Here is a 26,083-nt window from a genome sequence, read left to right on the forward strand (position 1 = left end):
TCAATCTGAGCCAGGATCAAACTCTTCAGTTCAATACCTGTTACTGTTTTCGGTCTCTCTCGAGACCGGTCGCTCACTCAAAGCTGACAGGTTCTGAATAAATTCAAAAACCTGACTTACTTTAGTGTGAGACTCTTGATACTTTTGCTGCTCCCGATATCGCTCCGAAGAACCATATCGGGTCGCCACCGCATCAAGCGCCCACACTTATCGGCTGTAAATTTTTAAAGATCGTTCGCGAAAGCGCCGCGCAGTTTCGTTCAGACAACGACTCAACCACCGGCTTCTTTCTGCGTTGCTGCGTCTGCAGCAGAGAAACGAGATTATGAATACTGCCCGGCGATCTGTCAACAGGTTTTTTTACTTCGTTCAACCTGCCGCTCAACTTCGAATCACCCGCAGACCCAGTCGCCACAAGGCTTTCGCCTGGGCTTCCCGTCTCCCCGCGCCTTCATCGAAAGCGCGAAAGACCGGAATTCTAGTCACGCAGACGACATCTTGCAAGTGGTTTTTTGACGGGCTAGCAAAGTCGGCCTGAACACCACTCGTCTGCTCCATATAGCAGTCGTCATAGCGCTTCCCGCCGACGCTTTCCGGCTGCGCAGCAACGACGATCCTGCATCGCGCCCGGGCCCATCCGGCGCGCTCCTGTTGACCAATCCGATGGCGCGCACGGAACCGACTAGAATATGGGGTTCTCTGCACCCCAACTCATAGATTTATGCGCTCGCGAATCGCCAAACGCCTTCCTCCTGACGCCGACAAACTCGTCGGCCTCTCGCTCGCCCTGTTCGCCTCGGGCAGCCGCACCGAAGACCGCTTCTGGGAGGCAAAGCTCGACACGCTGCTAGCGAAGGTCGTGCGCAACGGCAATCAGACTACGCTCGACGCCGCGCTCGATCATCTGCAGCAGAATCATCCGGACGCCTACGGCGCGCTCGCCGACATGGCGGAGACGCACAGCGAGTCGTTCATCGTCGAACACGACGGCGCGCAATACGAGGCGCTGCTAGTCGCCGCGCCGGTGCTGGCCTGGACGCGCTATGTCATCCCTTCGGGCCCGCTGAAGGCCGACGGCGCAGACGCCTTGCGCACGCATCTTCAGGCCCACGTGCTGGCGAACGGCACGCGCGTGGCGATGGCCCCCTATCTCTATAGCATCGACCAGTTGCCGCGCCACCACGTCGAAACCTGGCGCCTCGCACAACAGCTCACCCAGGCGGCGCTGAGCGGCGCGCCGGCGAAAATCAGCTCGGGCGAACTGCCGGAAACGTCTCCGATCCTCGCCGATCCGCGTTTCCTGCTCGCCGTCGTCGCCGCACCTGTCGGTGCCCCGCTCTTCCGCTGGCAGGAAGAGGAGCACGGCTCGCGCATCGAGCGCGGTCAGTGCCTGGAACAATGGGCCACCCAGGGCGGCGCCAACCTTGCCGTTGTCATGCCGGGCTGCGAGTTCGAGTGCCTGCTGCCCGACGCCTACTACTCCGCCTGCCGCGACGCTGACGAGCGCGTGCGCCCTCATACGATCCGCACCGCCGTGCGCTATCTGCTCGATACGATCGGCGCGGGCGCGCAGGACTTGCGCGCCGTCGTCGCCGGCTTCGGCGAGCGCCGTATCGACGAATACCGTGTCGCCTTCACGAAGCGCGGCAGCAATGATGTGCTGTATGGTGTGGTCTGGCCACTCTATGGCCGCGAGAACGGCGACGCCGACATCGACGAAGAACCGACCGAGGAGAGTGTGAGCAACGGTCCGCTCGAAGAGATCGTTGCGCTGCTGAAGGAATCGGGCATCACCGATATCCGTCGTCACGCTGGCCGCTTCGAGCCGGAATATTGCGATGACTGCGGCGTGCCGCTCTATGCGGATCCACTCGGCGAGATCGTCCACGCCGAGATGCCAGAAGATGCTGAGCCCGTACAACCACACTTCCACTAGGACAACGCCCAAATTCCTACCCGGTCCCGCCTGTGTGCGGGACTTTTTTTTGCCCTATGTCTTATGCCTTTTGGACAGGCCGCCAGCACGCAACCTTTTTGTCATTATTGTGCCGTTGGTCTGGTTCAACGCCGCTCAGAAGCGGTGCGCGTTTCACAACATTTCGAGAGGAGGGCATATCCATGCGGTTCGTTGTACTCAATCCGGACGCCGAAAGGCGCGAAGGGCTCAAGGCGCTTTTAAGACAAATCGACCGTCGCGCACGCTTCAATGATGCGCCGGACTGGCGCAGCGCCGAGCGCGCCTTGCAACGGTTCACCCCCAACCTCATCGTGATCGACTGGCACGACGGCATCCGCACCGGCGAACTGCGCCACTTTGTCATGCGGCACCGCAGCCTGCCCGTCGCCGTACTGGTCGACAGCACCGAGACGCCCGCGACCGTGCGCGCGCTCATCAACGAAGGCGCCCGCGGCGTCATCCGGCGCACAACGGACTCCATCCTGATCGTGAAGTTTATGGAGCTCATCATGCTCGGCGGCGATCATCTGCCGGCCGACGTCCTCGGTCCATGTACGCCATGGCCCCTGCCACCCCGGCGCAACGCCAAGGCCGCCGCACAGGCCCGCAAGGTGCGTCCGACGGTCGACCTTTCGCCGCGACAGGAGCAGATCCTGCGCTGCGTCCATATGGGCAATACGAACAAGATGATCGCGAGAGCGCTCGGCATCAGCGAGGGCACCGTGAAAGTCCATCTGACAAGCATCTTTCAGCAGCTCGGCGCGCCCAATCGCGCGGCGGCCGTCGCGATCTACAACGGGTTGCTCGCGAACCAGTTGCAGGTGCTGCGCGCGCGATGCGAGCGGGCGGCGACGCCCAGGCACGGCGAGCACGGCCCGGTGCCGCTACGCGCCCGCGAGGGTCTGGCGCATCGCTATCCGTTGCTGTCAGGCGACAGTGCGGAGCCGCTGCCCATCGCCGCGGAGCCTGTGACGCCGTATGGCGACCTCGCCGCGGCGCAGCAGATGCGGCCCGCCGATGTCGGCGAGGCCAGCGAGAGCGAGAGCGCGGACGAGGAAGCCCTGGTGCTCGCCCGCGCACACGGCTTGCCTTCCAACGAGTAATATGAAGCACATGGGGTTCCTATTTACACCGCTTCCGCTCTGGGTTGCTATCGGTGCCTTGGTCGTCACCGTAGGGCTGCTCGCGCTCGCGCTATGGAAGAACCCCTTCAAGCGTCTGCAGGACGCCACGCTCCAGCACGTGTGGCTTGCGATCGTCGTCGCGATCTCCGTGCTGTGGGCAAGTAATGCGTGGCTCGAAGACGGCACCGTGCTGCACCTGCTCGGCGCCACACTCGTGGTCACGCTATTCGACTGGGGGCTCGCGCTCGTCGCCATGGGCGTCGTCGTCGGGCTCGCCGCACTTGTCTTCGACGCCCCCTGGGAAGGCGTCGCCCTCACCTTCCTGATCTTCGGCGCCTTCCCTGTCGCGATTTCGGCGCTGCTGCAGCGCGCCTGCACCGCGTGGCTGCCGCGCAACCTCTTCATGTTCATCGTCGGCCAGGGTTTCGTGTCGCCGGCCATCGCCGTTTCGGCGGCGGCCTATCTCGCGCTCGGCACCCATGTCGCGCTCAACGGCGGCTCCGCGATCACTGTGCCCGCAGGTTATGCATTCAGCGTATTTCTGCTCGCTTCGGGCGAAGCCTGGTTCACTGGCATGGCAACGGCGCTGATCGCCGTCTATAGGCCGGCCTGGGTCACTACCTACGACGTGCGTCGCTATCGTCTGGGCGGCCCGCGAACCTGAGCACTGCCTCAGCCACGCCCCACCGCCAGCAACGTGACGACGGGCGCGACGACACGTCGCGATCGGCCCTTGGCGCACCGGCAGCAGCACTTGCGCCGATTCCCTCGCTCAGGCAGAGGAAAATAATTGTTTCCGGATTGAACTCGACACGGCTGTGCAGCATCTTACGGTGCCTGACGTTTCACCCCTCTTCCCAAGCAAGCAGATGGACTGCAACCATGCATCCCGCCGGCTGTTGTTCGTAGCCGGTCAACTGGCGGCCTGCGCCGCGAGCCTCATGCTCATCGCCGCGCCAGCCGCGCAGGCCGATCAACTCGATCAACACAACGACCTCGTCAATCAGTTCGTCACCCAGATGCACGCGGACCCGCTAGTCGCGGACTGCGCAGCGCATGGCGATTTCGTCGCCAACACGTCAACCGCGCTCGATCACGTCGAGTTTCCGCCAAGTTCGTTCGACAAGGCGCACGCGAGCGTGACGCCCTGGAACGACTCGTTCGACGAAGGCAAGCAGCGCGTGAAGGTCGATACGATCGTGACAGTCGACGGCATCGGCATTCCCAAAGATAGCGGCAATTCGCCCTACGACCTGAAGTTTCGCTGCGGCTATGTCGGGCAGCAGATGCTCGCCTTCAGCTGGAACGATCCGGTCCCGCCGGCGCACGCACGCAGCGAGCGCGGCACCGCGTCGAGCGGCGCCCATGGAAAGGGCAAGCATTCGATCAGGAAGGACACAGGCAAAGGCTCGAAGAAAACGCCCGCGAACAAGTCGGGCCACAAGTCGTCGACGAGCAGCACGAAGTCGTCCAGCAAATCGACGACGACGAAATCCACTGCGAAGAAAACGACTGCAAAGAAGAAGACGACGGCTCACTGAACGCGTCGGTGTTCTCGATGCGAAAAAGGGGGAAGCGGCCTGGCCGCTTCCCCCTTTTCTTCGTGTGTGCATGCGCAGGCGCGTGTTACGCGAACGTCTCCACATGATGCAGGATGGCCTGCAGCATCGCAGCGCCGAGCGCGGCGCTGCGCGCGCCGTTCCAGCCTACGCGTTCGTCGGGCAGATTGGCGTTGTCCTTGAACGGCATCTCGAGCGTGAGCGACAAGCAGCCATAACGATGGCCGATGTACTTCGACGCGAGTTTGAGCGCATCTTCGCGGTAGCGGCTCGCCTCGTAGCCGTGCTGATCCTGGAAGTCGGGGCTCGCCACCTTGAACGCCTCGATGAACGCCTTCTGCTCCGTGCGTTGCTGATCGGTAAAGCCAGGCAGCATTTCCGAGCCCGCCACGAACACATAGGGCAGCGTCTCGTCGCCGTGGATGTCGAAGAAGAGATCGACGCCCGTGGCTTCGATCGCATCGCGCACGACCATCACTTCGGGGCTACGCTGCGCGTCCGGCGCCATCCATTCGCGGTTCAGGTTCGCGCCCACGGCGTTGGTACGCAGATTCCCGTGCACGCTGCCGTCCGGATTCATGTTCGGCACGATATGGAACACGGCGCGGTCGTATAGCTTGCGCGCGACCGGATCGCCAGCCCAGTCGCCCCAACCGGCGAGCCGCTTGACCAACCCTTCGACGAACCACTCGGCCATGCTCTCACCCGGATGCTGGCGCGCGATGATCCAGACCGTCTTCTTGGGCTTGCCGTCGGGCGCGGTGTCGCCCGGCATGCCAAGCGAGAGCAGCGACATGGGCCGGCCTTCCACGCTTTGGCCGAGTTCCGTGTGCGTGGCGTGCGGCAGTTGTTGAAGCGCGCCCAGGAACTCCGAGTGACGCTCTTCGCTATACGGCTCGAAGTACGCGTAATAGATGCTGTCGAATTCGGGCGTGTGGTCGATGACGAGTTCCTTGCCATCATACGAGGTCGGCACGCGGAACCAGTTCACGCGGTCGTAGCTCGCCGCGGCCTGGTAGTCGCGCCAGCCCTCGGGAAATGCGCAGGCCGACGCGTTCTCGAACGTCATCACGCAACGTTCGCCGCGCGCGCCCGAGAGGCGGAAGTAGAACCATTGCGCGAACTCGGACTGGTTATCCGCTCGCACGCGCAGACGGATGTCGTCGGCGCGCTCGCACGACAGGACATCGATCGCGCCCGCATCGAAATGGCTGGAGATGGCAATCGTCATGGTGTTTTCCTTCCCGCTTGCTTGTTCGTTTACTCGGCGATGCGCCGACGAAATACATAGGTCGAATCGTTCGATGCATCCGCATCGAACGCGTAGCCTTCCACATCGAACGCCTTGAGCGCCTCGGGCTCCGCCACGCGGTTCTCGACGGCAAAACGCGCCATCAATCCGCGCGCGCGCTTCGCGTGGAAGCTGATGATCTTGTAGCGGCCGCCCTTCCAGTCTTCGAATACCGGCGTGATCACTGGCGCGGCGAGCTTCTTCGGCTTCACGGCCTTGAAGTATTCGTTCGACGCGCAGTTCACCACCACGCGCGCACCCTTCGCCGCTTTCGCGTGGTTGTGCTCGATCTGCGCATTGATCGCGTGCGTGATGCGCTCGCCCCAAAACGCGTAAAGATCCTTGCCGCGCTCATTTTCGAAACGCGTGCCCATTTCCAGGCGATAAGGCTGCAGCAGGTCGAGCGGACGCAGCAGGCCATAAAGCCCGGAGAGCACACGCACATGCTGTTGCGCATAGTCGAGATCCGCCGACGAGAGCGACTTCGCGTCGAAGCCTTCATAGACGTCGCCGTTGAACGCGAGCACGGCCTGCTTCGCGTTGGCCTGGCTGAACTGCTTCGACCAGTCGGCATAGCGCTGGAAATTCAGGCGCGCGAGCGGGTCGGAAATGCTCATGAGCGAACCAATCTGCTGCGGCGAGAGGCGGCGCAGGCCCGCGATCAGCTCGGCTGCGTCGTCGACGAAATCGGGGATGGTGTGGCTTTCGATGTGCGCCGGCGTGTCATAGTCGAGCGATTTGGCCGGCGACAGAACGATTATCATAGAGGCTTGCAGGCACGATGTGCCGATGTTCAAAGGCGAAAGCCCGATTGTAGCGAATTCACGAATGACCGGCCTCACGCCCCCAACCGCAGCATCCCTCTCGCCCGCCGCTGCTCGCGCGCTCCCCGTGGTTCTCGACTCGAACGTCTGGCTCGATATCCTCGTATTCGACGACCCGCACACGCGCCCCATTCGCGCGGCGCTGGAGCGCGGCGCGATCCAGGCGCTGATCGACGCGCGCTGCCAGGCCGAGTTGGCTCACGTGCTCGACTATCCGCAGTTCGCTGGCCGCGGCGTCGCGAAGGCGGACGCGCTCGCGGCGCTGGTCGGCCTCGTCGAACTGATCGACCTGCCGCAGCTTGCCGCCGACGCCCGTCCCCTGCCGCAATGCCGCGACCGCGACGACCAGAAGTTTCTGGAACTTGCGCGCGCAAGCGGTGCACAGTGGCTCGTCTCAAAGGACCGCGCGGTGCTCAAGCTTGCCAGGCGCGTGGCGCGCGACTTTGGCTTTCGCATTGCGACGCCCGACGCCTTCGTCGCCGAATACGTGCAAAACGCCGCTCAGTCGGCTCAGGCCTGATGCCGCTGCATCACCGCGCGCGCGCCAGCCTGACCACCACAGCGGCGCCGATTTGCCTACAATCGGATTTTTGAGCCAGTCTTTTCGTCCCAACGTCTGACTTCCGCCCGCGACATGAACGCACCGCATCCTACGCAGCATTCGCAGGACACCCTGCTCACGCCCTCTTTTCCGTCGCGTCTGCCGAGCGTCGGCACGACGATCTTCACCGTGATGAGCGCGCTCGCCGCCGAAAAGGGCGCGGTCAACCTGGGCCAGGGCTTTCCCGACTTCGATTGCGACGCGCGCATCGTCGACGCCGTCGCGCACGCCATGCGCGAGGGCCACAACCAGTACCCGCCGATGGCAGGCATCGCCGCGCTGCGCGAAGCAATCGCGGACAAGATCGAGCACGTGTACGGCCGCCGCTACGACGCCAATAGCGAGATCACGGTGACAGCCGGCGCCACGCAAGCCCTCCTCACGGCGATTCTCGCGACCGTGCACGCGGGCGACGAAGTGATCGTGGTCGAGCCGACCTACGACAGCTATTTGCCGTCGATCGAACTGGCAGGCGGCAAGCCGGTGTTCGTGACGCTCGAAGCGCCCGACTACGCGATTCCGTTCGACCGCCTCGCCGCCGCCATCACGCCGAAAACGCGCCTCATCCTCATCAACACGCCGCACAACCCCACGGGCACGGTGTGGCGCGCCGAGGACATGCAAAAGCTCGAGGAGATCGTGCGCGGCACCAACGTGCTGATCGTCTCCGACGAGGTCTACGAGCACATGGTCTACGACGGCCACCCGCACGAGAGCGTGGCGCGCTATCCGGAACTGGCCGCGCGCAGCTTCATCGTGTCGAGCTTCGGCAAGACCTATCACGTGACGGGCTGGAAGGTGGGCTATGTCGCCGCGCCCGCCCCGCTCACGGCCGAGTTCCGCAAGGTGCACCAGTTCAACGTGTTCACCGTGAACACGCCGATGCAATTCGGCCTCGCGCATTATCTGCGCGATCCGAAGCCGTATCTGGAACTGCCCGCGTTCTATCAGAAGAAGCGCGACTTCTTCCGCGCCGGACTCGCCAACACGCGCTTCAAGCTGCTGCCTTGCGAAGGCACCTACTTCCAGTGCGTTGACTATTCGGCGATCAGCGATCTGCCCGAAGCGGAATTCTCGAAGTGGCTCACAGCGGAGATCGGCGTGGCCGCCATTCCGGTGTCGGCGTTCTATCACGAGACGCACGAATCGGGTGTCGTGCGCTTTTGCTTCGCCAAGCAGGAAAGCACGCTCGCGACCGCGCTCGAGCGGCTCGCGCGGCTTTGACGCCGTTTGCGCGCGATGAATTCGCGAACGGCAGTGCGTTCACGATCATCGCGCGCAGCAGCGGCCAAAACTCCGCGAGGCTTACGAGTTCGCCTCGATGTACGCCTTGCGGTCGGCGTTGACGCGCCGGGCCGTCGGGCGTTCGCCGATCAGCTTGATATACGACTTCCAGTCGATGCCCGCGTCGGCGAGGAAATCGCTGCCGTACACCGCCAGCGTCGCGCGGCCCACGAGCGGCAGGCTCACGAACGCCGCCGCATCGGCCACGCCGAACTGCTCGCCCGACACGTAAGGCGCGAACTTCGCGAGCCGCGCCAAGGCCGCCACGTAGCGTCGCAGCCGCTTTTCCATGGTCGCCTTGACCTCATCGGTCGCCTTGGCGCCGAAAAAAGCCTCGCCGTAAAGTTCGCGCGCGTTCAGCTCCAGATGCGTCTCGATGAAGACGATGAGTTCACGCTCCTTCGCCGCCTGCCACGGATCCGCCGCGAAAATGTGCTTCTCTGGAAAGCGCGCCGCCAGAAACTCCACGATCACTTCCGACTCGCACAAAAAGCCCTGCTCCGTTTCGATGTAAGGCACCTTGCCGCCCGGCGACTGCGCGAGCAGCGCCTCGTCGAGCGGCAGCTTGTTCGGCACCTCCTCGAACGCGATGCCATGCTCGAGCAGCAGAAGCTTGACCTTGTTGTAGTAATTCGAAAGCGCGAAACCGTGCAGCTTGATCATCCTCGTTGCCTCCTTGAGTGGCGGTTCCCTTATCGGAACTGCCAAACCGTTTTCATAAAATTGTACGACCGTGCTATTCTAGGCCAATCATGGAGCCAGGCTTCCAATGACTTCACATCATTTCAACATTGAGACAATCGGCATCGTGGGCACCGGCGCGATGGGCCGCGGTATCGCCCAGATCGCCGCGCAGGCAGGCCTCGCGGTGCGCCTTTACGACACGAACCCGCAGGCGGTCGCCGCCGCGCGCGACTATCTCGCCGACACCTTCGCCAAACTCGCGGCAAAAGGCAAGCTCGACGACCCCGCCGCGAAGGCCGCGCTCGAATGCGTGAGCGGCGCGCAGACGCTCGATGAACTCGCGGTCTGCGATCTCGTGATCGAGGCGATCGTCGAGAATCTGGATGCAAAGCGGACCCTCTTTCGCGAACTCGAAACCGTGGTGAGCGAGCGTTGCCTGCTCGTTTCGAACACCTCTTCGCTCTCCATTACCGCCATTGCCGCCGCGTGCAGCGATCCCTCGCGTGTGGCGGGCTATCATTTCTTCAACCCCGTGCCGCTCATGAAGGTGGTCGAGGTGATCGACGGCCTGCGCAGCGATCCGGCCGCCGGCGACGCGCTGATGACGCTCGCGCGCCGCATGGGCCACACGCCCGTGCGCGCGAAGGACATGCCCGGCTTCATCGTCAATCACGCGGGCCGCGGCATGAATACCGAAGGCCTGCGCGTGGCGGGCGAAGGCGTAGCGAGCTTCGTCGAGATCGATCGCATCATGCGCGAGCAGGCGGGCTTTCGCCTCGGACCGTTCGAGCTGCTCGACCTCACCGCGCTCGACGTTTCGCATCCGGTGATGGAGTCGATCTATCACCAGTTCTATGAGGAGCCGCGCTTCACGCCCTCGCCTATAACGGGTGTGCGGCTCGCGGGCGGGCTCGTTGGCCGCAAAGCCGGTGAAGGCTTCTATCGCTACGTCGATGGCAAGCAGCAGGTGCCCGACGAACCGGCTGCGCCCACCGCACTGCCCGCGCGCGTCTGGGTGAGCCGCCGCAACGCCGCCGCGCGTGACGCCGTGCTCGCGCTCGCAGAGAAAGCGGGTGTGTCCGTCGACGAAGGCGATACGCCGGCAGCCGATGCGCTGATCATCGTTGCGCCGCTCGGCCTCGACGCCACGACCGCCGCGCTCGATGAACAGCTCGACGCCAGCCGCGTCGTCGCTATCGACACGCTGTTCCCGCTCGACACCGCGAAGCGCCGCACGCTGATGACGACGCCCGCCACCACGCGCGAAGCGCGCGACGCGGGCCACGCGCTCTTCGCCGCCGACGGTGTGCCGGTGACCGTGATCCGCGATTCGACGGGCTTCGTCGCGCAGCGTATCGTCGCGACGATCGTCAACATCGGCTGCGACATCGCGCAAAAGCAAATCGCCGCGCCCCGCGACATCGACCTCGCGGTCACGCTGGGCCTCGGCTACCCGCGCGGCCCGCTCGCGCTCGGCGACGCGTTGGGCGCGCATACGATCCTCACGATCTTGCGCAACATCCACACCGTGCTCGGCGATCCGCGCTATCGCCCGTCGCCATGGCTCGCGCGCCGTGCGCAGCTCGGCCTTTCGCTCACACAAGCAGACGCAGCAGACTTCAACGCATCGAACGAGACACCGCAATGAGCGCCGAACTCCGCAGCACCCGCCCCCAAGGCCACGAATCGACACTCGTCCTTACGCTGTCGAACCCGGGCGCCCGCAACGCGCTGCACCCCGACATGTACGCCGCCGCCGTCGAAGCCTTCGACGCCGCCGAGCGCGACTCCTCGCTGCGCGCGATCGTCCTCACCGGCGCCGACAACTTCTTCTGCGCGGGCGGCAACCTCAACCGCCTGCTCGAAAACCGCGCGAAGGACCCTTCGGTGCAGGCCGCCAGCATCGACATGCTCGCCGCATGGGTCACCGCGATGCGCCAGTCGAGCAAGCCGATCATCGCGGCCGTCGAAGGCGCGGCCGCCGGCGCGGGCTTCTCGCTCGCGCTCGCCGCCGACCTGCTGGTCGCCGCCGACGATGCGAAGTTCGTCATGGCCTATTCGCGCGTGGGTCTGACGCCCGACGGCGGCGGCTCGTGGTTCCTCGCGCGCTCGCTGCCGCGCTCGCTCGCGTTCGAGCTGATGGTGGAAGGCAAGCCGATCGGCGCGGCGCGTCTCGCGGAACTGGGCGTCGTGAACCGGCTCGCGAAGCCGCAAACGGCGCTCGATTCGGCGCTCGCCTGGGCCGACGAACTCGCGAAGATCTCGCCGAATTCGGTGGCGCGCATCAAGGGTTTGACGAACGTCGCGGACGCGCAGCCGCTCGAAGCACAGCTCGCTGCGGAGCGCGAAAGTTTCGTCGCGTCGCTGCATCACCGCGACGGCCTCGAAGGCATTACCGCGTTCCTCGAAAAACGCGCCCCTGTCTACAAGTGAACCGGCTTCAATCCGCACGAGCGACACACCCATGACCGAGTACCAGTTGCCCGCGCGCCGACGCCTCTACGTGATGCGTCACGGCGACGTCACCTACTTCGACGAGACCGGTCGCGCAATCGACCCGGACACCGTGCCGCTCAACGAGAACGGCCGCGCCCAGGCCACCGCCGCCGGCGAAGCGTTCGCCGCGCAGGGGGTGCGTTTCGACCGCGTGATCGTCAGCGGACTGCGCCGCACGGTCGAGACCGCGCAGCGCGTGCTCGCGGCGACCGGTCAGTCGATCGAACTCGAAGTGCAGAGCGCGTGGGAGGAAATTCGCGGCGGCCGTCTCGCCGCCATTCCTCCCGCTGAAGTCGAGAACGCCTTTCTGCGCGTGTTCGACGGCATCGTGCCGGAAGACACGCGCTTTCTCGGCGGCGAGACCATCGGCGAGCTGCTCGACCGCGTGCTGCCGCCGCTCGATGCGCTGCGCGCCGACCTCACGTGGGACTCGGCGCTGCTCGTGCTGCACGGCGGCGTGAACCGCGCGATTCTCTCGCATGCAATCACGGCGGGCGGACGCGCATTCTTCGGCCATCTCGCGCAGGCCACGGGCTGCATCAACGCACTCGATGTCGGCGCCGAGCCGCGAGACTGGGTCGTGCGCATGCTCAACTACGCGCCGCCCTCGCCGCTGCACCGCGACACCCGCAACACAACGATGGAGATGCTGTACGCGCAGTACCTGCGCTATAGACCGCGCGGCTGACGCGCGGCGACCCACAGGAGAAACAGGAGAAGGGAGACGAATATGGCGCAAGCCACCCCGGATGGAGACACGCACAACAACGCGCAAACGCGCCCCGACTACTCGGCGTTCGAAGGCACGCGCCCGGTTGCCGAACGCCAGCGCTTCGACGCCGAGGCGCTGGGCGCCTGGCTTGCCGCTCACGTGGAAGGCTTCAAGGGGCCCCTCACGATCGAGCAGTTCGCCGGCGGCCAGTCGAACCCGACGTTCAAGCTCGTCACGCCCGGCCGCACCTATGTGATGCGCGCGAAGCCGGGACCCAAGGCCAAGCTGCTGCCGTCCGCGCATGCGATCGAGCGTGAATACCGCGTGATGGACGCGCTCGCCGCAACCGACGTACCGGTCGCAAAGATGCTCGCGCTCTGCGACGACGAAGCGGTGATCGGCCGCGCGTTCTATGTGATGGAGTTCGTCGAGGGGCGCGTGCTCTGGGATCAGTCGCTGCCCGGCATGACGCGCGAGCAACGCGGCGCGATCTACGACGAGATGAACCGTGTGGTCGCCGCGCTCCACAACGTGAAGCCCGACGCCGTGGGACTCGCCGACTACGGCAAGCCAGGCAATTACTTCGCACGCCAGATCGATCGCTGGAGCCGCCAGTATCAGGCCTCGGAAACTGAGCGCATCGATGCCATGCATCACCTGATCGAATGGCTGCCGCAGCACATGCCCGACGATGCGGGCTCACGCGTATCGGTCGTGCATGGCGACTACCGGCTCGACAACCTGATCTTCCACCCGAGCGAGCCGCGCGTGCTGGCCGTGCTCGACTGGGAGCTCTCCACGCTCGGCGACCCGCTCGCCGACTTCTCATATCACTGCATGGCCTGGCACGTCGATCCCGCGCAATTCCGCGGCATTGCCGGCCTCGATTGGCAGGCGCTCGGCATACCCGACGAGGCGCAGTACGTCGCGCGCTATTGCGAGCGCACCGGCCTCGAGATTCGCGGCGACTGGAACTTCTATCTTGCGTACAACATGTTCCGGATCGCGGCGATCCTGCAGGGCATCATGAAACGCGTGGTGGACGGCACAGCCGCGAGCGCTCAGGCCATCGACGCGGGCCGCCGCGCGAGGCCCATGGCGGAGCTCGCCTGGCGCTACGCCCAGAAGGTGCGCTGAAGCGCGATCGAAAACGACTCACTTTTCACTGTCACTGCATCGCATTGCGAGGTCACCGATGAATTTTGATTACTCCCCGAAAGTGCAGGCGCTGCGCGAGAAACTGCTCGCGTTTTTCGACGAACACATCTATCCGAACGAAGCCGTTTTCCACGAGGAAGTCGAGCGCAATCGCGCGAACGGCAACGCGTGGATACCCACGGAGATCGTCGAGCAGTTGAAGGAAAAGGCGCGCGCGGCCGGGCTATGGAACCTGTTCCTGCCCGCGTCCGAACGCGGCGCGGGCCTCACGAACCTCGAATACGCGCCGTTGTGCGAAATCATGGGCCGCGTGCACTGGGCACCTGAAGTGTTCAACTGCAGCGCGCCCGACACCGGCAATATGGAAACGATCGAGCGCTATGGCAGCGAGGCGCACAAGCAGCAATGGCTCGCGCCGCTGCTGGCAGGCCAGATCCGCTCCGCCTTCCTGATGACCGAGCCCGACGTGGCCTCGTCGGACGCGACAAACATCCAGACGCGCATCGAGCGCGACGGCGCTGACTACGTGATCAACGGAACGAAGTGGTGGTCGTCGGGTGCGGGCGACCCGCGCTGCGCGATCTACATCCTGATGGGCAAGACCGATCCCGATGCGCCGCGCCATGCTCAGCAGTCGATGATCCTCGTGCCCTCGGATTCGGCCGGCATCACGGTGCGCCGCCCGCTCACCGTGTTTGGCTACGACGACGCGCCGCACGGTCATATGGAGATCACGCTCGAAAACGTGCGCGTGCCCGCTTCGAACATCCTGCTGGGTGTTGGGCGCGGGTTCGAGATCGCGCAAGGGCGACTCGGGCCGGGCCGCATCCACCACTGCATGCGCCTGATCGGCCTCGCGGAACGTGCGCTCGAATTCATGGCGAAGCGCGCCCTCTCGCGCGTGGCGTTCGGCAAGGCGGTCGCCGAGCAGACCGTCACGCAAGAGCGCATTGCCGAAGCGCGCTGCATGATCGAACAGGCCCGCCTGCTCACGCTCAAGACCGCGTACATGATGGACACCGTCGGCAACAAGGGCGCGCGCGGCGAGATCGCCATGATCAAGGTGGTGGCGCCGAATATGGCCTGCCAGGTGATCGACTGGGCCATGCAGGTGCACGGCGCGGCCGGCGTGAGCGGCGACTTCCCGCTGGCGTACTCGTACGCTTCGGCGCGCACGCTGCGCTTCGCGGACGGCCCCGACGAGGTGCACCGCAACGCCATCGCCAAGCTCGAACTCGCGCGCCATATGGACGCGGGCTCGGCGTCGCGCGTGGAGATGCCGGTCACGCGCTCGTAAATCCGCGCAAGTCCACAAGCACAGCAGGGGCGCTCCTGCGCCCTCTGCGAGCGACGCCGATCTATGCTAATTTGCGCCAGTTCGGGCGTCGCGCAAGACTATCCAGACTTTCGCGGCGCCTTCTTTCATGGTGCTAAGGAGCCACGATGATCGACGTCTACAGCTGGGCCACGCCGAACGGTCACAAAGTCCATATCATGCTCGAGGAAACCGGCCTCGAATACCGGGCGCATCCGGTCGATATCGGTGCGGGCGACCAGTTCAAGCCCGAATTCCTCGCCATCAGCCCGAACAACAAAATCCCCGCCATAACCGACTCCGAAGGCCCGCGCCGCGCGGACGGCCAGCCGTTCTCGCTGTTCGAGTCGGGTGCGATCCTGATCTATCTCGCCGCGAAGACCGGCCGCTTCATGCCAGAGGACCTCGCGGCACGCTATGACGTGCTGCAATGGGTGATGTTCCAGATGGGCGGGCTCGGCCCCATGCTCGGCCAGGCGCACCACTTCCGCATCTACGCGCCCGAGAAGATCGAGTATGCGGTCAATCGCTACACGAACGAAGCGAAGCGGCTCTATAACGTGATGGAAACGCAGCTGGAAAAGACCGAGTATCTGGCCGGCGACGAGTACACCATCGCGGATATCGCCGCTTTCCCGTGGACGCGCTCCTGGCAAAACCAGGGCATCGATCTCGATTCGCTGCCCAACGTGAAGCGCTGGCACGAAACGATCGCCGCGCGGCCGGCGGTCAAGCGCGGCGTGGAAGTGCTCGCCAATGCGCGCAAGCCGCTCATGGATGAGAAGGCGAAGGAGATGCTGTTCGGCGCGACGCAGTACGCCAGACACTAATGCATTACGCGGAAATCCGCGCAAAACCAAAGGGGCGCCCGCCTTGCAGCGGAGCGCCCCTTTTCGTTGAGCACGCAATCAAACTAGAAGTAGTGCCGCGTGATGAACTCGGCCACGCATGCGGGCCGCTCGCTGCCCTCGCGCTCGATGCTCACATCCCACCCGACCTGCACGCCGCCGCCTTCCACGTCGCTCACTTCTTTCACCGCGATACGTGCACGCACTTTCGCGCCCACAGGCACCGGCTGCGTGAAGCGCACGCGGTTGAGCCCGTAGTTCACGCCCATGCGCTGACGCATGTGCAGCGTTGCTCCGAGCAGCACAGGAATCAGCGAAAGCGTAAGAAAGCCGTGCGCGATCGGGCCGCCAAACGGCGACTCGCGGCGCGCCCGTTCTGCGTCGATGTGGATCCATTGGTGGTCGCCCGTGGCATTGGCAAAACCGTGCACGTCCGCCTCGCTCACCTCGCGCCAGCCGCTCAGGAGCGGTCCCGCGCCGATCAGCGTGCGCAACGCCGCTGCGTCGGCAATCTGCATGACATCGCCTTCGCTCACGCTACGCTCCCTGGATGGCGAAGGCCGAACAGCGCCTTCGAACGCACGGTCACGATCAGTTCGCCGTGCTGGTTGTGTCCTTCCCACTGCGTTTCGACGATGCCGCGATCGGGCTTGCTCGCCGAAACCCGCTTGCTCAGGATCGCGTTAGTCATGGTCAGCGTATCGCCCACACGCGTAGGCTTGAGCCAGCGGATCTCGTCGACGCCGGGCGAGCCCATCGAGGTCGAGTCCTTGAGAAAGTTGCGCACGAGCATGCCCATCATGACCGAGCAGGTATGCCAGCCGCTCGCGACGAGTCCGCCGAACATCGACGCCTCGCCGCCCGCCTCGCTCATGTGAAACGGCTGCGGATCGAACTGTTCCGCGAATTGCACCACCTCGTCGCGCCCGAAGGTGTGGGAACCGACCACATAGCGCTTGCCCACTTCGAGATCTTCGTAACTCACGCCCATCCGTTTTCTCCGCCGATGTTGCCCGGTTGTTGCCTGCTGCCGCCACGCGTTACGCTGCCTGCGCGAAACCGGGCAGCGAAGCGAAGCGTTCAAGGTGATGGTCGACATCACCGAGCGTCGTTTCGATGATCGCGAGACGCTTGAACAGGTGCGCGGCCGCCACTTCGTTGGTGACGCCCATGCCGCCGTGCAGCTGCACGGCCTGCTGGCCGATGAAACGCGCCGCCTGCCCCACGCGCACCTTCGCTGCCGAGATCGCGCGCCGCCGCTCTTCGGCCGACTCGCTACTGTAACGCGCGGCGGCGAGGTAAGTCAGCGAGCGGGCCTGCTCGGCGTGGATCAGCATCTCTGCCATGCGGTGCTGCAGCGCCTGGAAGCGCGCGATCGGCACGCCGAACTGCTGACGCGTCTTCGTGTATTCGACCGTTGCGTGGTTGAGCGCGTCCATTGCACCCACGGCTTCCGCGCACAGCAGGAACGTGGCGTAGTCGGCAATCTTCTCCCATGTCGCCGCGCCGGCATGCGCGTCGCCAAGACGGCGCGCGTGCGCTTCCTTGAAGGTCAGCGTCGCAGCGCGTTGGCCGTCGATCGTGCGGTAATCGCCCACCTCGACACCCTGCGCATCGCGCGCCACGACGAAGAGCGCAACCTCGCCCGCGAAGCGCGCCGGCACGATCCAGTGGTCGGCCTGGGCGCCGTGCTGCACGACCGATTTCGTGCCGCTGAGCGCGAAGCCGTCGCCCGTCTCCTTCGCCTGCGTTTCCAGCGAGAACAGGTCGTAGCGCGACTGCGGCTCGTGGAACGCGGCAGCGAGCTTGATCTCGCCCGAGGCGACGCGTTCGAGCAGCGCTGCGTTTTCCGGTTCGGCCGCACCGCCCGCGAGCTTGAGCGCCTCGACGCCCACCGCGGTTGCCCAGTACGGCTCGACCACGAGCGCGCGGCCCAGCTCCTGCATGACGACGAGCATGTCGAATGGCGCGCCGTCGAAGCCGCCCTGCGCCGCCGGCACCGGCAGCGCGGTCAGCCCCAGTTCGACGAACGCGTTCCAGTGCTGGTCCGAAACGCCGGCCGGTGTCTTCACGATCGCCTGGCGTGCTTCGAAGCCGTAGTTCTTGTCGAGATAGCGACGCAGCGCGTCGGCGAGTTGCTGTTGTTCTTCGGTGAAATTGAAGTTCATGGCGCCGCTCCTCAAATCCCCAGAATCATCTGCGAGATGATGTTCTTCTGAATTTCGTTCGACCCGCCGTAGATCGACGTCTTGCGATAGTTGAAGTAGTACGCCGCGAGCGGGGCCGCGTCGTCGTCACCGCCGGCCGCGTGTTCGTGCTCGCCTTCGAGGAAGGCCGGATCGAACGGCGCCGCAAGCGGGCCGACCGCGTCGACCATCAGCTCGGTCAGCGCCTGCTGGATCTCCGTGCCCTTGATCTTGAGCATCGACGCTTCGGGACCGGGGCCGCGTCCGCCCGCCGCGCTGGCGATCACGCGCTCGGCGGTCACCTCGAGCGCCATCAGCTCGATTTCGACGGCGGCCACGCGCGCCGCGAACACGGGATCTTCGAGCAGCGGCTTGCCATGCTTCTTCTGCCTGAGCGCGACGCCCTTGAGGAAGGCGAGCTCGCGGTTCGACGCGCCCACGCGCGCGATGCCCGTGCGCTCGTGGCCGAGCAGATACTTCGCGTAGGTCCAGCCGCGGTTCTCGTCGCCGACGAGATTTTCGACCGGCACCTTCACGTCTTCGAAAAAGACTTCGTTCACCTCATGGTCTTCATCGAGCGTGATGATCGGACGCACGGTGATGCCGGGCGTTTTCATGTCGATGAGGAGAAACGAGATGCCCTCCTGCTTCTTGGCCGCAGGATCGGTGCGCACGAGGCAGAACATCATGTCGGCGTGCTGGCCGAGCGTGGTCCAGGTCTTTTGGCCGTTCACGACGTAGCGATCGCCTTCACGAACTGCGCGTGTACGCAACGATGCGAGGTCCGATCCCGAGCCCGGTTCGGAGTAGCCCTGGCACCACCAGTCTTCACCGGAAAGGATGCGCGGGAGATAGCGGCGCTTCTGGGCCTCGTTGCCGTACTTCATGAGCACGGGCGCGACCATCGACACGCCGAATGGCAGTACCGGCGGCGCGCCGATGCGGCCGCACTCGGCGTCCCAGATGTGGCGTTGCGCTTCTGTCCAGCCTGGGCCGCCCCATTGCGCGGGCCACGCAGGCGCGGACCAGCCCTTCTTGCCTAGCAGCTTGTGCCAGTTGGCAATGTCGTCGCGCGACAGGCGTTTGTGGTTGAGAACCTTGTCGCGCATCGCTTGAGGCAGATTGGCCTCGAGCCAGGCGCGGATTTCGGCGCGAAATGCGTCGTCAGCGGGGGTGTAGTCCAGATCCATGCGCAATGTCTCCTGGCCGCGGCCGGTGCGGAGCGTTTCCCCCGCGCCGCGGCGAAGACCCGCATGGCGTTATTGCAGCGGACCCTTCAACGCGGCCGGAACCGGCAGCGGCATCACATCGATGCCTTCTTCGACGAGAGCTTGCGCATCGTCCGCAGAAGCGACTCCACGGATGCTGCGCGACGGCGCTTCGTTGTAGTGAATGCGCCGCGCCTCCTCGACGAAACGGTCGCCTACGTTCTCCGTCTTCTCGAGGACCTCGCGGATCACACGCATCGCATGCGCCTGCCATTGCGCTGCCTGCTCGTGCGGCGACGCTTTCGGCGTTTCGCTCGCGCCGGACAGGTTCAGCCGGGGCGCGGACGGCAAGCGGGTCACATGGGTGGCGCCGCACATCGGACATTCGACCAGCTTGCGGGACAGTTGCGACTCGAAGTCGTCAACCGAGGCGAACCAGCCTTCAAACCGATGGCCGTCTGGACACTGTAAATCGAGGACCTTCATGGGGAATCGAGGCTTGCGATGAGTTTAGCGCAAATCGTAAATTTGTGAACGACCGTTCGAAAAAATTCCTGCGGCCAGCCACCGGGACTTTCCCGGGGGTTCGATTGTATCGCCGCTCGGACGGCCGCGCTGAAGGTGCTTCAGGTGTATCTGCTTCGGGTGCGCGTAGAAGCGACAACGGCGGCCACAAGGGCCGCCGTCGATCGAGAAATTCGCTGCGCCGCGCAGCGCGTGTCAGCCCTGTTCCGCCTTCGCGAGCGGCCACGCGCCCGACAGCGCCTTTTCGAGCCAGAACGTGCCGATGATCGTCTTCACGTCGGTGATCTTGCCCGTGCGCACCCATTCGAGCAGTTCCGAAACCCTCGCCGTGAAGGTTTCGAGGAACTCGCCGTCGTCGAGTTGCGCCGCGCCCGCGGTCAGCCCGCGTGCGAGGTAAATGTCGATGAACTCGGTCGAGTACGAGATCACGGGATGGATCTGCGCGAGATAGACATACTCGCGCGCCGTATAGCCCGTCTCCTCCTTCAGTTCGCGGATCGCGCAGGCGAGCGCGCCCTCCTGCGGATCGAGCTTGCCTGCCGGGAATTCCGTCATCACGCGCGAGAGCGGATAGCGGTACTGGCGCTCCATCAGCACGCGGCCGTCGTCGAATAGCGGGATGACCATCACCGCGCCAGGATGCTGAACGAACTCGCGCGTCGCATGCTTGCCGTCCGGCAGCGCAACGGTGTCGCGCTTGAGGGTAAGGAAATTGCCGGCGTAGAGCGTCGTGCTTTCCACGCACGTCTCGGCGAGCGCCGGGTCGTGTTGATGATGTTCAGCCATAGTCAGCCTCGTGGGTGCTCAGGAAAATCGGGAAGCCGCGCGCGCCGCTTGAAGTGAAACCGGCCAGACTGCGGCCGGACTGCGGGTCGCACCGCGCCTGCCGGCCACGGGCCGGCCACGCGCGTCACGCCGGGCGGCGTTTGACGAGATATTGCCAGGTGAAGCCGGGAAACGCGAACACGACAAAAAGACTGAAGGTGATCGCGTAGAACTGCCAGCCCTGGTCAAAACGATTGCCGGCGCGCGCCTCCAGCAGGAAGCCGAACGTACCGACCACAAAGTACAACACGATCATTTCAGCGATGCGAATCCACGCACTCTTCTTCGGTGCGCGAAGCGGCACCACGCCGAACAATCGCTGGTTGAGGAACGGCAGGTTGGCGCCCGCGAGCGCCAACAGCACGATGAACCAGCCCGCTGCCGACATCAGAGCGGCAGCGTATGCGTGACAGCCTGCAGGCAGATCGACATCAGCGGGCCGGGAATGATGCCCAGCACGAGCACCGCCACGCCGTTGAGCGTGAGCAGCCCGCGGTTCAATGCGTGGCTCTCGATCGGTGCTTCGTCCTGCGGTGCGTCGAAGTACATCAGCTTGACGATACGCAGGTAGTAGAACGCGCCGAACAGCGACGTCACCACGGCGAGCACGGCGAGCCACGTGAGGCCCGCGTTCATGGTCGCTTCGAGCACGGCGAGCTTCGCGTAGAAGCCGACAGTCGGCGGAATGCCCGCAAGCGAGAACATCATGAGCATCATGACGAACGCGAATACCGGATTGCGCTGGTTCAGGCCCTTGAAGTCATCGATCGTTTCCGCTTCGAAATCGCGGCGGGACAGCAGCATGACGATGCCGAACGCGCCGAGCGTCGTGATCAGATAGACGATGCTGTAGAACATGGCCGAACTGTAGGCGCTGGCCGCGCCCGTCGCCTTGTTGTCGACGATGCCGGCGAGCAGGCCGAGCAGCACGAAGCCCATGTTCGAAATGGCCGAGTACGCGAGCATGCGCTTGATGTTGCGCTGGACGATACCCGTAATGTTGCCGACGATCATCGAGAGTGCTGCGAGGATGATCAGCATCTCCTGCCAGTCCACTGCCAGCGGCAGCAGGCCCATCACGAGGAAGCGCACGGCCCAGGCGAATGCCGCGACCTTCGGGCCGCCGCCGGTCAGCAGCGTCATGGCCGTAGGCGCGCCTTGATAGACGTCCGGCACCCACATGTGGAACGGCACCGCACCCATCTTGAACGCCACGCCGGCGACGATGAACACCACGCCGAACAGCAGGACGATATCGTTGATGTGACCCGAAGCCACGGCCTTGAACACTTCGTTCAGCTCGAGTGAGCCGGTCGCGCCGTACAGCATCGAGATGCCGTAGAGCAGGAAGCCCGAAGCGAGCGCACCCAGCACGTAGTACTTCATGGCCGCTTCGTTCGACTGCGCCGCGTTCCGGCGCAGTGCGATCACCGCGTAGAGCGAGAGCGACATCAACTCGAGGCCGAGGTACAGCGTGAGGAAGTTGTTGCCCGAGATCATCGTGAGCTGGCCGAGCAGCGAGAACAGGCCAAGCAGGAAGAACTCGCCCCGGAACATGTCGCGGTCTTCGAGGTACTTGCGCGAGTACACGATCGACACGGCGTAGCCGAGCGTGACCACTGCCTTCATGGCGCTCGCGAACGGATCGACCACGTACATGCGCGTGAAGTAGTAGTACACGTGCGGATCGAACGCGTCCACCGCGAACCAGATACCGGCTATGACCGTGGTCAAGAGCGCGATGAAGTAGGTCGTGCGCCGGCCTTCAGGACCGGTGAACGTGTCGTTGAGCCACGCGACGACGAGGCCGGTCATCACCAGGCCGTCGGGCAGCAGAGCGTACATAGGGGCGTTTGGCATGATCTTTTGTTCCTCCGCTCGGGTATTACTGTGACAGCGGCAGTTTCGACACTGCGACGTGGGAGAGGAGGTTTTCCACGGAAACGTGCATCACATCGGTAAAGGGCTTCGGGTAGACGCCCATGAAAAGCGTAAACAGTGCCAGCACCCCAAGGATGAAGTATTCGCGACTGTTGATGTCCTTCAGCTCGCGAACGTGGTCGTTCGCGATAGCGCCGAAGTACACCCGCTTGTACATCCACAACGTATAGGCCGCGCCCAGGATCAGCGTGAACGCCGCCCCGAATGCGATCCAGAAGTTGTACTTCACGGCCGCCAGAATCACCATGAATTCGCCGACGAATCCGGAGGTGCCCGGCAGACCGCAGTTGGCCATCGCGAACAGCATGACCAGCGCCGCGAACTTCGGCATGGTGTTGACCACACCGCCGTAATCCGCGATATCGCGTGTGTGCATGCGGTCATACAGCACGCCGATGCACAGGAACATGGCGCCCGAGACGAAACCGTGCGAGATCATCTGGATGATCCCGCCTTCCATCGCGAGCTGGCTCGATTCGCCGAACATAAAGAAGCCGAGCGTGACGAAGCCCATGTGGGCAATCGACGAGTACGCGACCAGCTTCTTCATGTCCGCCTGCACCATCGCCACGAGGCCGATGTAGATCACGGCGATCAGGGACAACGTGATGATGACCGGCGCCAGGTAGTGACTCGCGTCCGGCGTGACCGGCAACGAGAAACGCAGGAAACCGTACGCGCCGAGCTTGAGCATGATCGCGGCCAGCACGACCGAGCCGCCCGTGGGTGCTTCGACGTGCGCGTCCGGCAACCACGTGTGGACCGGCCACATCGGCACCTTGACCGCGAACGCGAAGAAGAACGCGATGAACAGCAGGATCTGCGGCGTCATGGCGATCTTCGCAGCCTGCCAGGAGGCCAGATCGAAGGTCCCGGTTATGCGGTACAGGTACAGCAACGCGACCAGCATGAGCAGCGAGCCGGCCAGCGTGTAGAGAAAGAACTTGAACGCCGCGTACACGCGGTTCGGCCCGCCCCACACACCGATGATGATGTACATCGGAATGAGTGTGGCTTCGAAGAACACGTAGAACAGCAGACCGTCGGCGGCGCAGAAAACGCCGATCATGATGCCCGACAGGATGAGAAACGACGCGTAATACTGCGCGACGTTCTTCGTGATGACCTGCCAGCCCGCGATCACGACGATCACGGTGATGAGCGCCGTCAGCACGACGAACCACATCGCGATGCCGTCGACGCCCAGGTGATACGCAATATTGAACCGCTCGATCCAGACCGCCTTCTCCTCGAACTGCAGGGAAGCCGTGCTCGTATCGAAGCCCGCAACGAGCGGAAGGGTGACGAGGAAACTAAGCACCGAACCGATGAGTGCGAGCCAGCGGTCCGCACTCGGGTTCCGACGGGAACCCACTACAAGAACGATGACGCCGAATACGATCGGCATCCATATCGCAATACTGAGAATCGGAGTTGCGTGCATGCGTTTCCTCGCCTTATTTTGCCTTATTTGCCGCCGAGCGTTACAAACAGGGTAAGGAGGCCAAGCATGCCAATGATCATGGCAAATGCGTAGTGGTAGATATAGCCGGATTGCAGGAAACGAATGACAGTTGCAAACCAGCCGATAAACTTGGCGCTCCCGTTTACGACGCCGTCGATCACGACGACATCGCCCTCCTTCCACAGACCGCGACCGATCGCGACTGCTCCGCGAGCGAAGACGATTTCGTTGATCTTGTCGAGGTAATACGCGTTTGCCAGCAGCTTGTAGACCGGCGAGAAAGTGCGCGACACGACGGCCGGCAGTTCCGGGCGCTTCATGTAGAAGAACCACGCCACCACCACACCCGCGAGTGCGAGCCAAACCGGCAGACCCGAGAACGCATGTGCGCCCATCGCGGCCCAGCCCTGGAATTCCTTGCCCATCTCCGCGAGCGCTTCGTGGTTCTCGCCAACGAAGATGACGTTCTGGAACGCCACGCCATGCGAGAAGAAGTCACCGAAGAGCAGCGGCTGGATCGCGAACGCACCGGCGATCACCGAGGGAATCGCGAGCAGAACGAGCGGCACCCAGATGACCCACGGCGACTCGTGCGGCACGTGCACGTGGTGTTCGTCGTGACCGTGGCCATGATCGCCGTGACCGCTGTGGGCGGCATTCGCGGCTTCGATCGCCATCGGCGACTCGGGGTGCTTCGGACCGCGGAAGCGCTCTTCACCGTGGAACACGAGGAAGTACATACGGAACGAGTACAGCGCCGTGACGAACACGCTCGCGACCACCGCGAAGTACGCGAAGCCCGAACCCGGCAGGTGCGAGAGCTTCACGGCGTCGATGATCGAATCCTTCGAGTAGAAGCCCGAGAAGAACGGCGTGCCGATCAGCGCGAGCGAACCGATGAGCGAGGTGATCCACGTGATGGGCATGTACTTGCGCAGGCCGCCCATGTTGCGCATGTCCTGATCGTGGTGCATGCCGATGATGACCGAGCCCGCGCCGAGGAACAGCAGCGCCTTGAAGAACGCGTGCGTCATCAGGTGGAAGATCGCGACCGGGTAAGCCGAGACGCCGAGCGCCACGGTCATGTAGCCGAGCTGCGAGAGCGTTGAGTAAGCCACCACACGCTTGATGTCGTTCTGGACCACCCCGAGGAAGCCCATGAAGAGCGCGGTAATCGCGCCGATCACGACGATGAACGACAGCGCGGCTTCCGAAAGTTCGAACAGCGGCGACATGCGCGCGACCATGAAGATACCGGCCGTCACCATGGTTGCCGCGTGAATCAGCGCGGAGATCGGCGTCGGGCCTTCCATCGAGTCCGGGAGCCAGACGTGCAGCGGGAACTGCGCCGACTTGCCCATCGCGCCGATGAACAGGCAGATACACGCAACGGTGAGCAGGTTCCACGAGGTGCCCGGGAACGTCAGCGCGGCGATTTCATGACCCTTCGCGAAGATGTCGTTGTAGTTCAGCGAGCCGCCGAACGCGAGCAACAGGCCAATACCGAGCAGGAAGCCGAAGTCGCCCACGCGGTTCACGAGGAACGCCTTCATGTTCGCGTAGATCGCGCTTTCACGCTTGAAGTAGAAGCCGATCAGCAGGTACGAGACGAGACCCACTGCTTCCCAGCCGAAGAACAGCTGCAGGAAGTTGTTGCTCATGACGAGCATCAGCATCGAGAACGTAAAGAGCGCGATGTACGAGAAGAAGCGCTCGTAGCCCTCTTCTTCCGCCATGTAGCCGATCGTGTAGATGTGCACCATCAGGGACACGAAGGTCACGACGACCATCATGAGCGCAGTCAGCGAGTCGATAAGGAAGCCGACTTCGAACTTCAGGCTGCCAACCGACATCCATTCGTAGACCGTCGCGTTGAAGCTCGCGCCGCCCATCACGTCGAAGAACGTGATGAGCGAAAGCACGAACGCAATCGCGACGCCGAGAATGGTGACCGTATGCGCGCCCGCGCGCCCGATCGTTTTGCAAAAGAGACCGGCAATCAGAGAACCGGCGAGAGGAGCCAGCGGGATCGCCAGCAGAAGAGTTTCGTTGAGAGTCGTTGCCATAAAGTCAGCCTGCC

25 protein-coding genes are annotated in these 26,083 nt (G+C 63.9%); 12 read left to right on the forward strand and 13 right to left on the reverse strand.

From position 1 onward, the window contains the following. Positions 1–721 precede the first annotated feature (721 nt). From M3I53_RS32975 to M3I53_RS32990, 4 genes are all read left to right on the forward strand, one after another. Positions 722–1,936 carry a DUF2863 family protein gene (locus tag M3I53_RS32975; RefSeq protein WP_254319994.1) on the forward strand — a complete coding sequence of 405 codons (1,215 nt, stop codon included), beginning with the start codon at positions 722–724 and terminating at the stop codon, positions 1,934–1,936. A 182-nt stretch (positions 1,937–2,118) separates the two neighbouring features. Next, entirely contained in the window at positions 2,119–3,060 is a 942-nt protein-coding gene (locus tag M3I53_RS32980; RefSeq protein ID WP_254319995.1) for a response regulator transcription factor, read from the forward strand. A gap of 10 nt (positions 3,061–3,070) precedes the next feature. Continuing rightward, complete coding sequence (locus M3I53_RS32985) at positions 3,071–3,745, forward strand: energy-coupling factor ABC transporter permease (protein WP_254319996.1); 675 nt, start codon at positions 3,071–3,073, stop codon at positions 3,743–3,745. A gap of 205 nt (positions 3,746–3,950) precedes the next feature. Further along, positions 3,951–4,622 carry a BspC domain-containing protein gene (locus tag M3I53_RS32990; RefSeq protein WP_254319997.1) on the forward strand — a complete coding sequence of 224 codons (672 nt, stop codon included), beginning with the start codon at positions 3,951–3,953 and terminating at the stop codon, positions 4,620–4,622. 85 nt (positions 4,623–4,707) lie between these two features. Here the strand turns inward: M3I53_RS32990 and M3I53_RS32995 are convergent, their stop codons facing one another. Continuing rightward, positions 4,708–5,871 carry a M14-type cytosolic carboxypeptidase gene (locus M3I53_RS32995; RefSeq protein WP_254319998.1) on the reverse strand — a complete coding sequence of 388 codons (1,164 nt, stop codon included), beginning with the start codon at positions 5,869–5,871 and terminating at the stop codon, positions 4,708–4,710. 29 nt (positions 5,872–5,900) lie between these two features. Then, positions 5,901–6,695: a peroxide stress protein YaaA gene (yaaA, locus tag M3I53_RS33000; protein ID WP_254319999.1), complete on the reverse strand. Its 795-nt coding sequence runs from the start codon at positions 6,693–6,695 to the stop codon at positions 5,901–5,903. 64 nt (positions 6,696–6,759) lie between these two features. Here yaaA and M3I53_RS33005 point away from each other — a divergent pair, with 64 nt between their 5' ends. Together M3I53_RS33005 and M3I53_RS33010 are read left to right on the forward strand one after the other, a co-directional pair. Continuing rightward, positions 6,760–7,275 carry a putative toxin-antitoxin system toxin component, PIN family gene (locus tag M3I53_RS33005; protein ID WP_254320000.1) on the forward strand — a complete coding sequence of 172 codons (516 nt, stop codon included), beginning with the start codon at positions 6,760–6,762 and terminating at the stop codon, positions 7,273–7,275. A gap of 114 nt (positions 7,276–7,389) precedes the next feature. Continuing rightward, on the forward strand, positions 7,390–8,580 hold the full coding sequence (locus tag M3I53_RS33010; RefSeq protein ID WP_254320001.1) for a pyridoxal phosphate-dependent aminotransferase: 1,191 nt from the start codon (positions 7,390–7,392) through the stop codon (positions 8,578–8,580). A gap of 81 nt (positions 8,581–8,661) precedes the next feature. On the opposite strand, the gene M3I53_RS33015 is transcribed toward M3I53_RS33010, so the two are convergent. Then, the gene (locus tag M3I53_RS33015) at positions 8,662–9,303 is read right to left on the reverse strand and encodes a glutathione S-transferase (protein WP_254320002.1); all 642 of its coding nucleotides are present in this window, start codon (positions 9,301–9,303) and stop codon (positions 8,662–8,664) included. Positions 9,304–9,409: 106 nt separating this feature from the next. Here M3I53_RS33015 and M3I53_RS33020 point away from each other — a divergent pair, with 106 nt between their 5' ends. The 6 genes from M3I53_RS33020 to M3I53_RS33045 all read left to right on the forward strand — a co-directional run bounded on the left by M3I53_RS33020 (position 9,410) and on the right by M3I53_RS33045 (position 15,835). After that, complete coding sequence (locus M3I53_RS33020; protein WP_254320003.1) at positions 9,410–10,972, forward strand: 3-hydroxyacyl-CoA dehydrogenase; 1,563 nt, start codon at positions 9,410–9,412, stop codon at positions 10,970–10,972. Continuing rightward, positions 10,969–11,757: an oxepin-CoA hydrolase, alternative type gene (locus M3I53_RS33025; protein WP_254320004.1), complete on the forward strand. Its 789-nt coding sequence runs from the start codon at positions 10,969–10,971 to the stop codon at positions 11,755–11,757. Before M3I53_RS33020 ends, M3I53_RS33025 begins: the two co-directional genes overlap by 4 nt. Before the next feature lie 31 nt (positions 11,758–11,788). Continuing rightward, positions 11,789–12,508, forward strand: coding sequence for a histidine phosphatase family protein (locus M3I53_RS33030; RefSeq protein ID WP_254320005.1), 720 nt, complete (start codon positions 11,789–11,791; stop codon positions 12,506–12,508). Between the two features lie 42 nt (positions 12,509–12,550). Beyond that, positions 12,551–13,669: a phosphotransferase gene (locus M3I53_RS33035; RefSeq protein WP_254320006.1), complete on the forward strand. Its 1,119-nt coding sequence runs from the start codon at positions 12,551–12,553 to the stop codon at positions 13,667–13,669. A 58-nt stretch (positions 13,670–13,727) separates the two neighbouring features. Further along, entirely contained in the window at positions 13,728–14,987 is a 1,260-nt protein-coding gene (locus tag M3I53_RS33040; protein WP_254320007.1) for an acyl-CoA dehydrogenase family protein, read from the forward strand. Between the two features lie 146 nt (positions 14,988–15,133). Continuing rightward, positions 15,134–15,835, forward strand: coding sequence for a glutathione binding-like protein (locus tag M3I53_RS33045; protein WP_254320008.1), 702 nt, complete (start codon positions 15,134–15,136; stop codon positions 15,833–15,835). Positions 15,836–15,918: 83 nt separating this feature from the next. Here M3I53_RS33045 and M3I53_RS33050 read toward each other — a convergent pair whose 3' ends face one another. The 10 genes from M3I53_RS33050 to nuoL all read right to left on the reverse strand — a co-directional run bounded on the left by M3I53_RS33050 (position 15,919) and on the right by nuoL (position 26,069). Further along, entirely contained in the window at positions 15,919–16,371 is a 453-nt protein-coding gene (locus M3I53_RS33050; RefSeq protein ID WP_254320032.1) for a MaoC family dehydratase, read from the reverse strand. Between the two features lie 14 nt (positions 16,372–16,385). Continuing rightward, positions 16,386–16,844: a MaoC family dehydratase gene (locus M3I53_RS33055; RefSeq protein WP_069265266.1), complete on the reverse strand. Its 459-nt coding sequence runs from the start codon at positions 16,842–16,844 to the stop codon at positions 16,386–16,388. A gap of 49 nt (positions 16,845–16,893) precedes the next feature. Continuing rightward, complete coding sequence (locus tag M3I53_RS33060; protein WP_254320009.1) at positions 16,894–18,021, reverse strand: acyl-CoA dehydrogenase family protein; 1,128 nt, start codon at positions 18,019–18,021, stop codon at positions 16,894–16,896. Positions 18,022–18,032: 11 nt separating this feature from the next. Then, on the reverse strand, positions 18,033–19,229 hold the full coding sequence (locus M3I53_RS33065) for an acyl-CoA dehydrogenase family protein (protein ID WP_254320010.1): 1,197 nt from the start codon (positions 19,227–19,229) through the stop codon (positions 18,033–18,035). Positions 19,230–19,298: 69 nt separating this feature from the next. Next, positions 19,299–19,733: a DUF1178 family protein gene (locus M3I53_RS33070; RefSeq protein WP_254320011.1), complete on the reverse strand. Its 435-nt coding sequence runs from the start codon at positions 19,731–19,733 to the stop codon at positions 19,299–19,301. Between the two features lie 234 nt (positions 19,734–19,967). Then, the gene (locus M3I53_RS33075) at positions 19,968–20,558 is read right to left on the reverse strand and encodes an NUDIX domain-containing protein (RefSeq protein ID WP_254320012.1); all 591 of its coding nucleotides are present in this window, start codon (positions 20,556–20,558) and stop codon (positions 19,968–19,970) included. A gap of 124 nt (positions 20,559–20,682) precedes the next feature. Continuing rightward, on the reverse strand, positions 20,683–20,985 hold the full coding sequence (locus tag M3I53_RS33080) for a DUF2818 family protein (protein ID WP_028205666.1): 303 nt from the start codon (positions 20,983–20,985) through the stop codon (positions 20,683–20,685). Beyond that, the gene (nuoN, locus tag M3I53_RS33085) at positions 20,985–22,457 is read right to left on the reverse strand and encodes an NADH-quinone oxidoreductase subunit NuoN (RefSeq protein WP_254320013.1); all 1,473 of its coding nucleotides are present in this window, start codon (positions 22,455–22,457) and stop codon (positions 20,985–20,987) included. The genes M3I53_RS33080 and nuoN overlap by 1 nt, the downstream gene beginning before the upstream one ends. A gap of 25 nt (positions 22,458–22,482) precedes the next feature. Next, positions 22,483–23,982: an NADH-quinone oxidoreductase subunit M gene (locus M3I53_RS33090; RefSeq protein WP_254320014.1), complete on the reverse strand. Its 1,500-nt coding sequence runs from the start codon at positions 23,980–23,982 to the stop codon at positions 22,483–22,485. Positions 23,983–24,005: 23 nt separating this feature from the next. After that, positions 24,006–26,069 (reverse strand): NADH-quinone oxidoreductase subunit L, encoded by a 2,064-nt coding sequence (gene nuoL / locus M3I53_RS33095; protein ID WP_254320015.1) that lies wholly within the window; start codon positions 26,067–26,069, stop codon positions 24,006–24,008. Positions 26,070–26,083: the final 14 nt, after the last annotated feature.

The organism is Paraburkholderia sp. CNPSo 3272 (assembly GCF_024206495.1).
GTDB lineage: Bacteria > Pseudomonadota > Gammaproteobacteria > Burkholderiales > Burkholderiaceae > Paraburkholderia.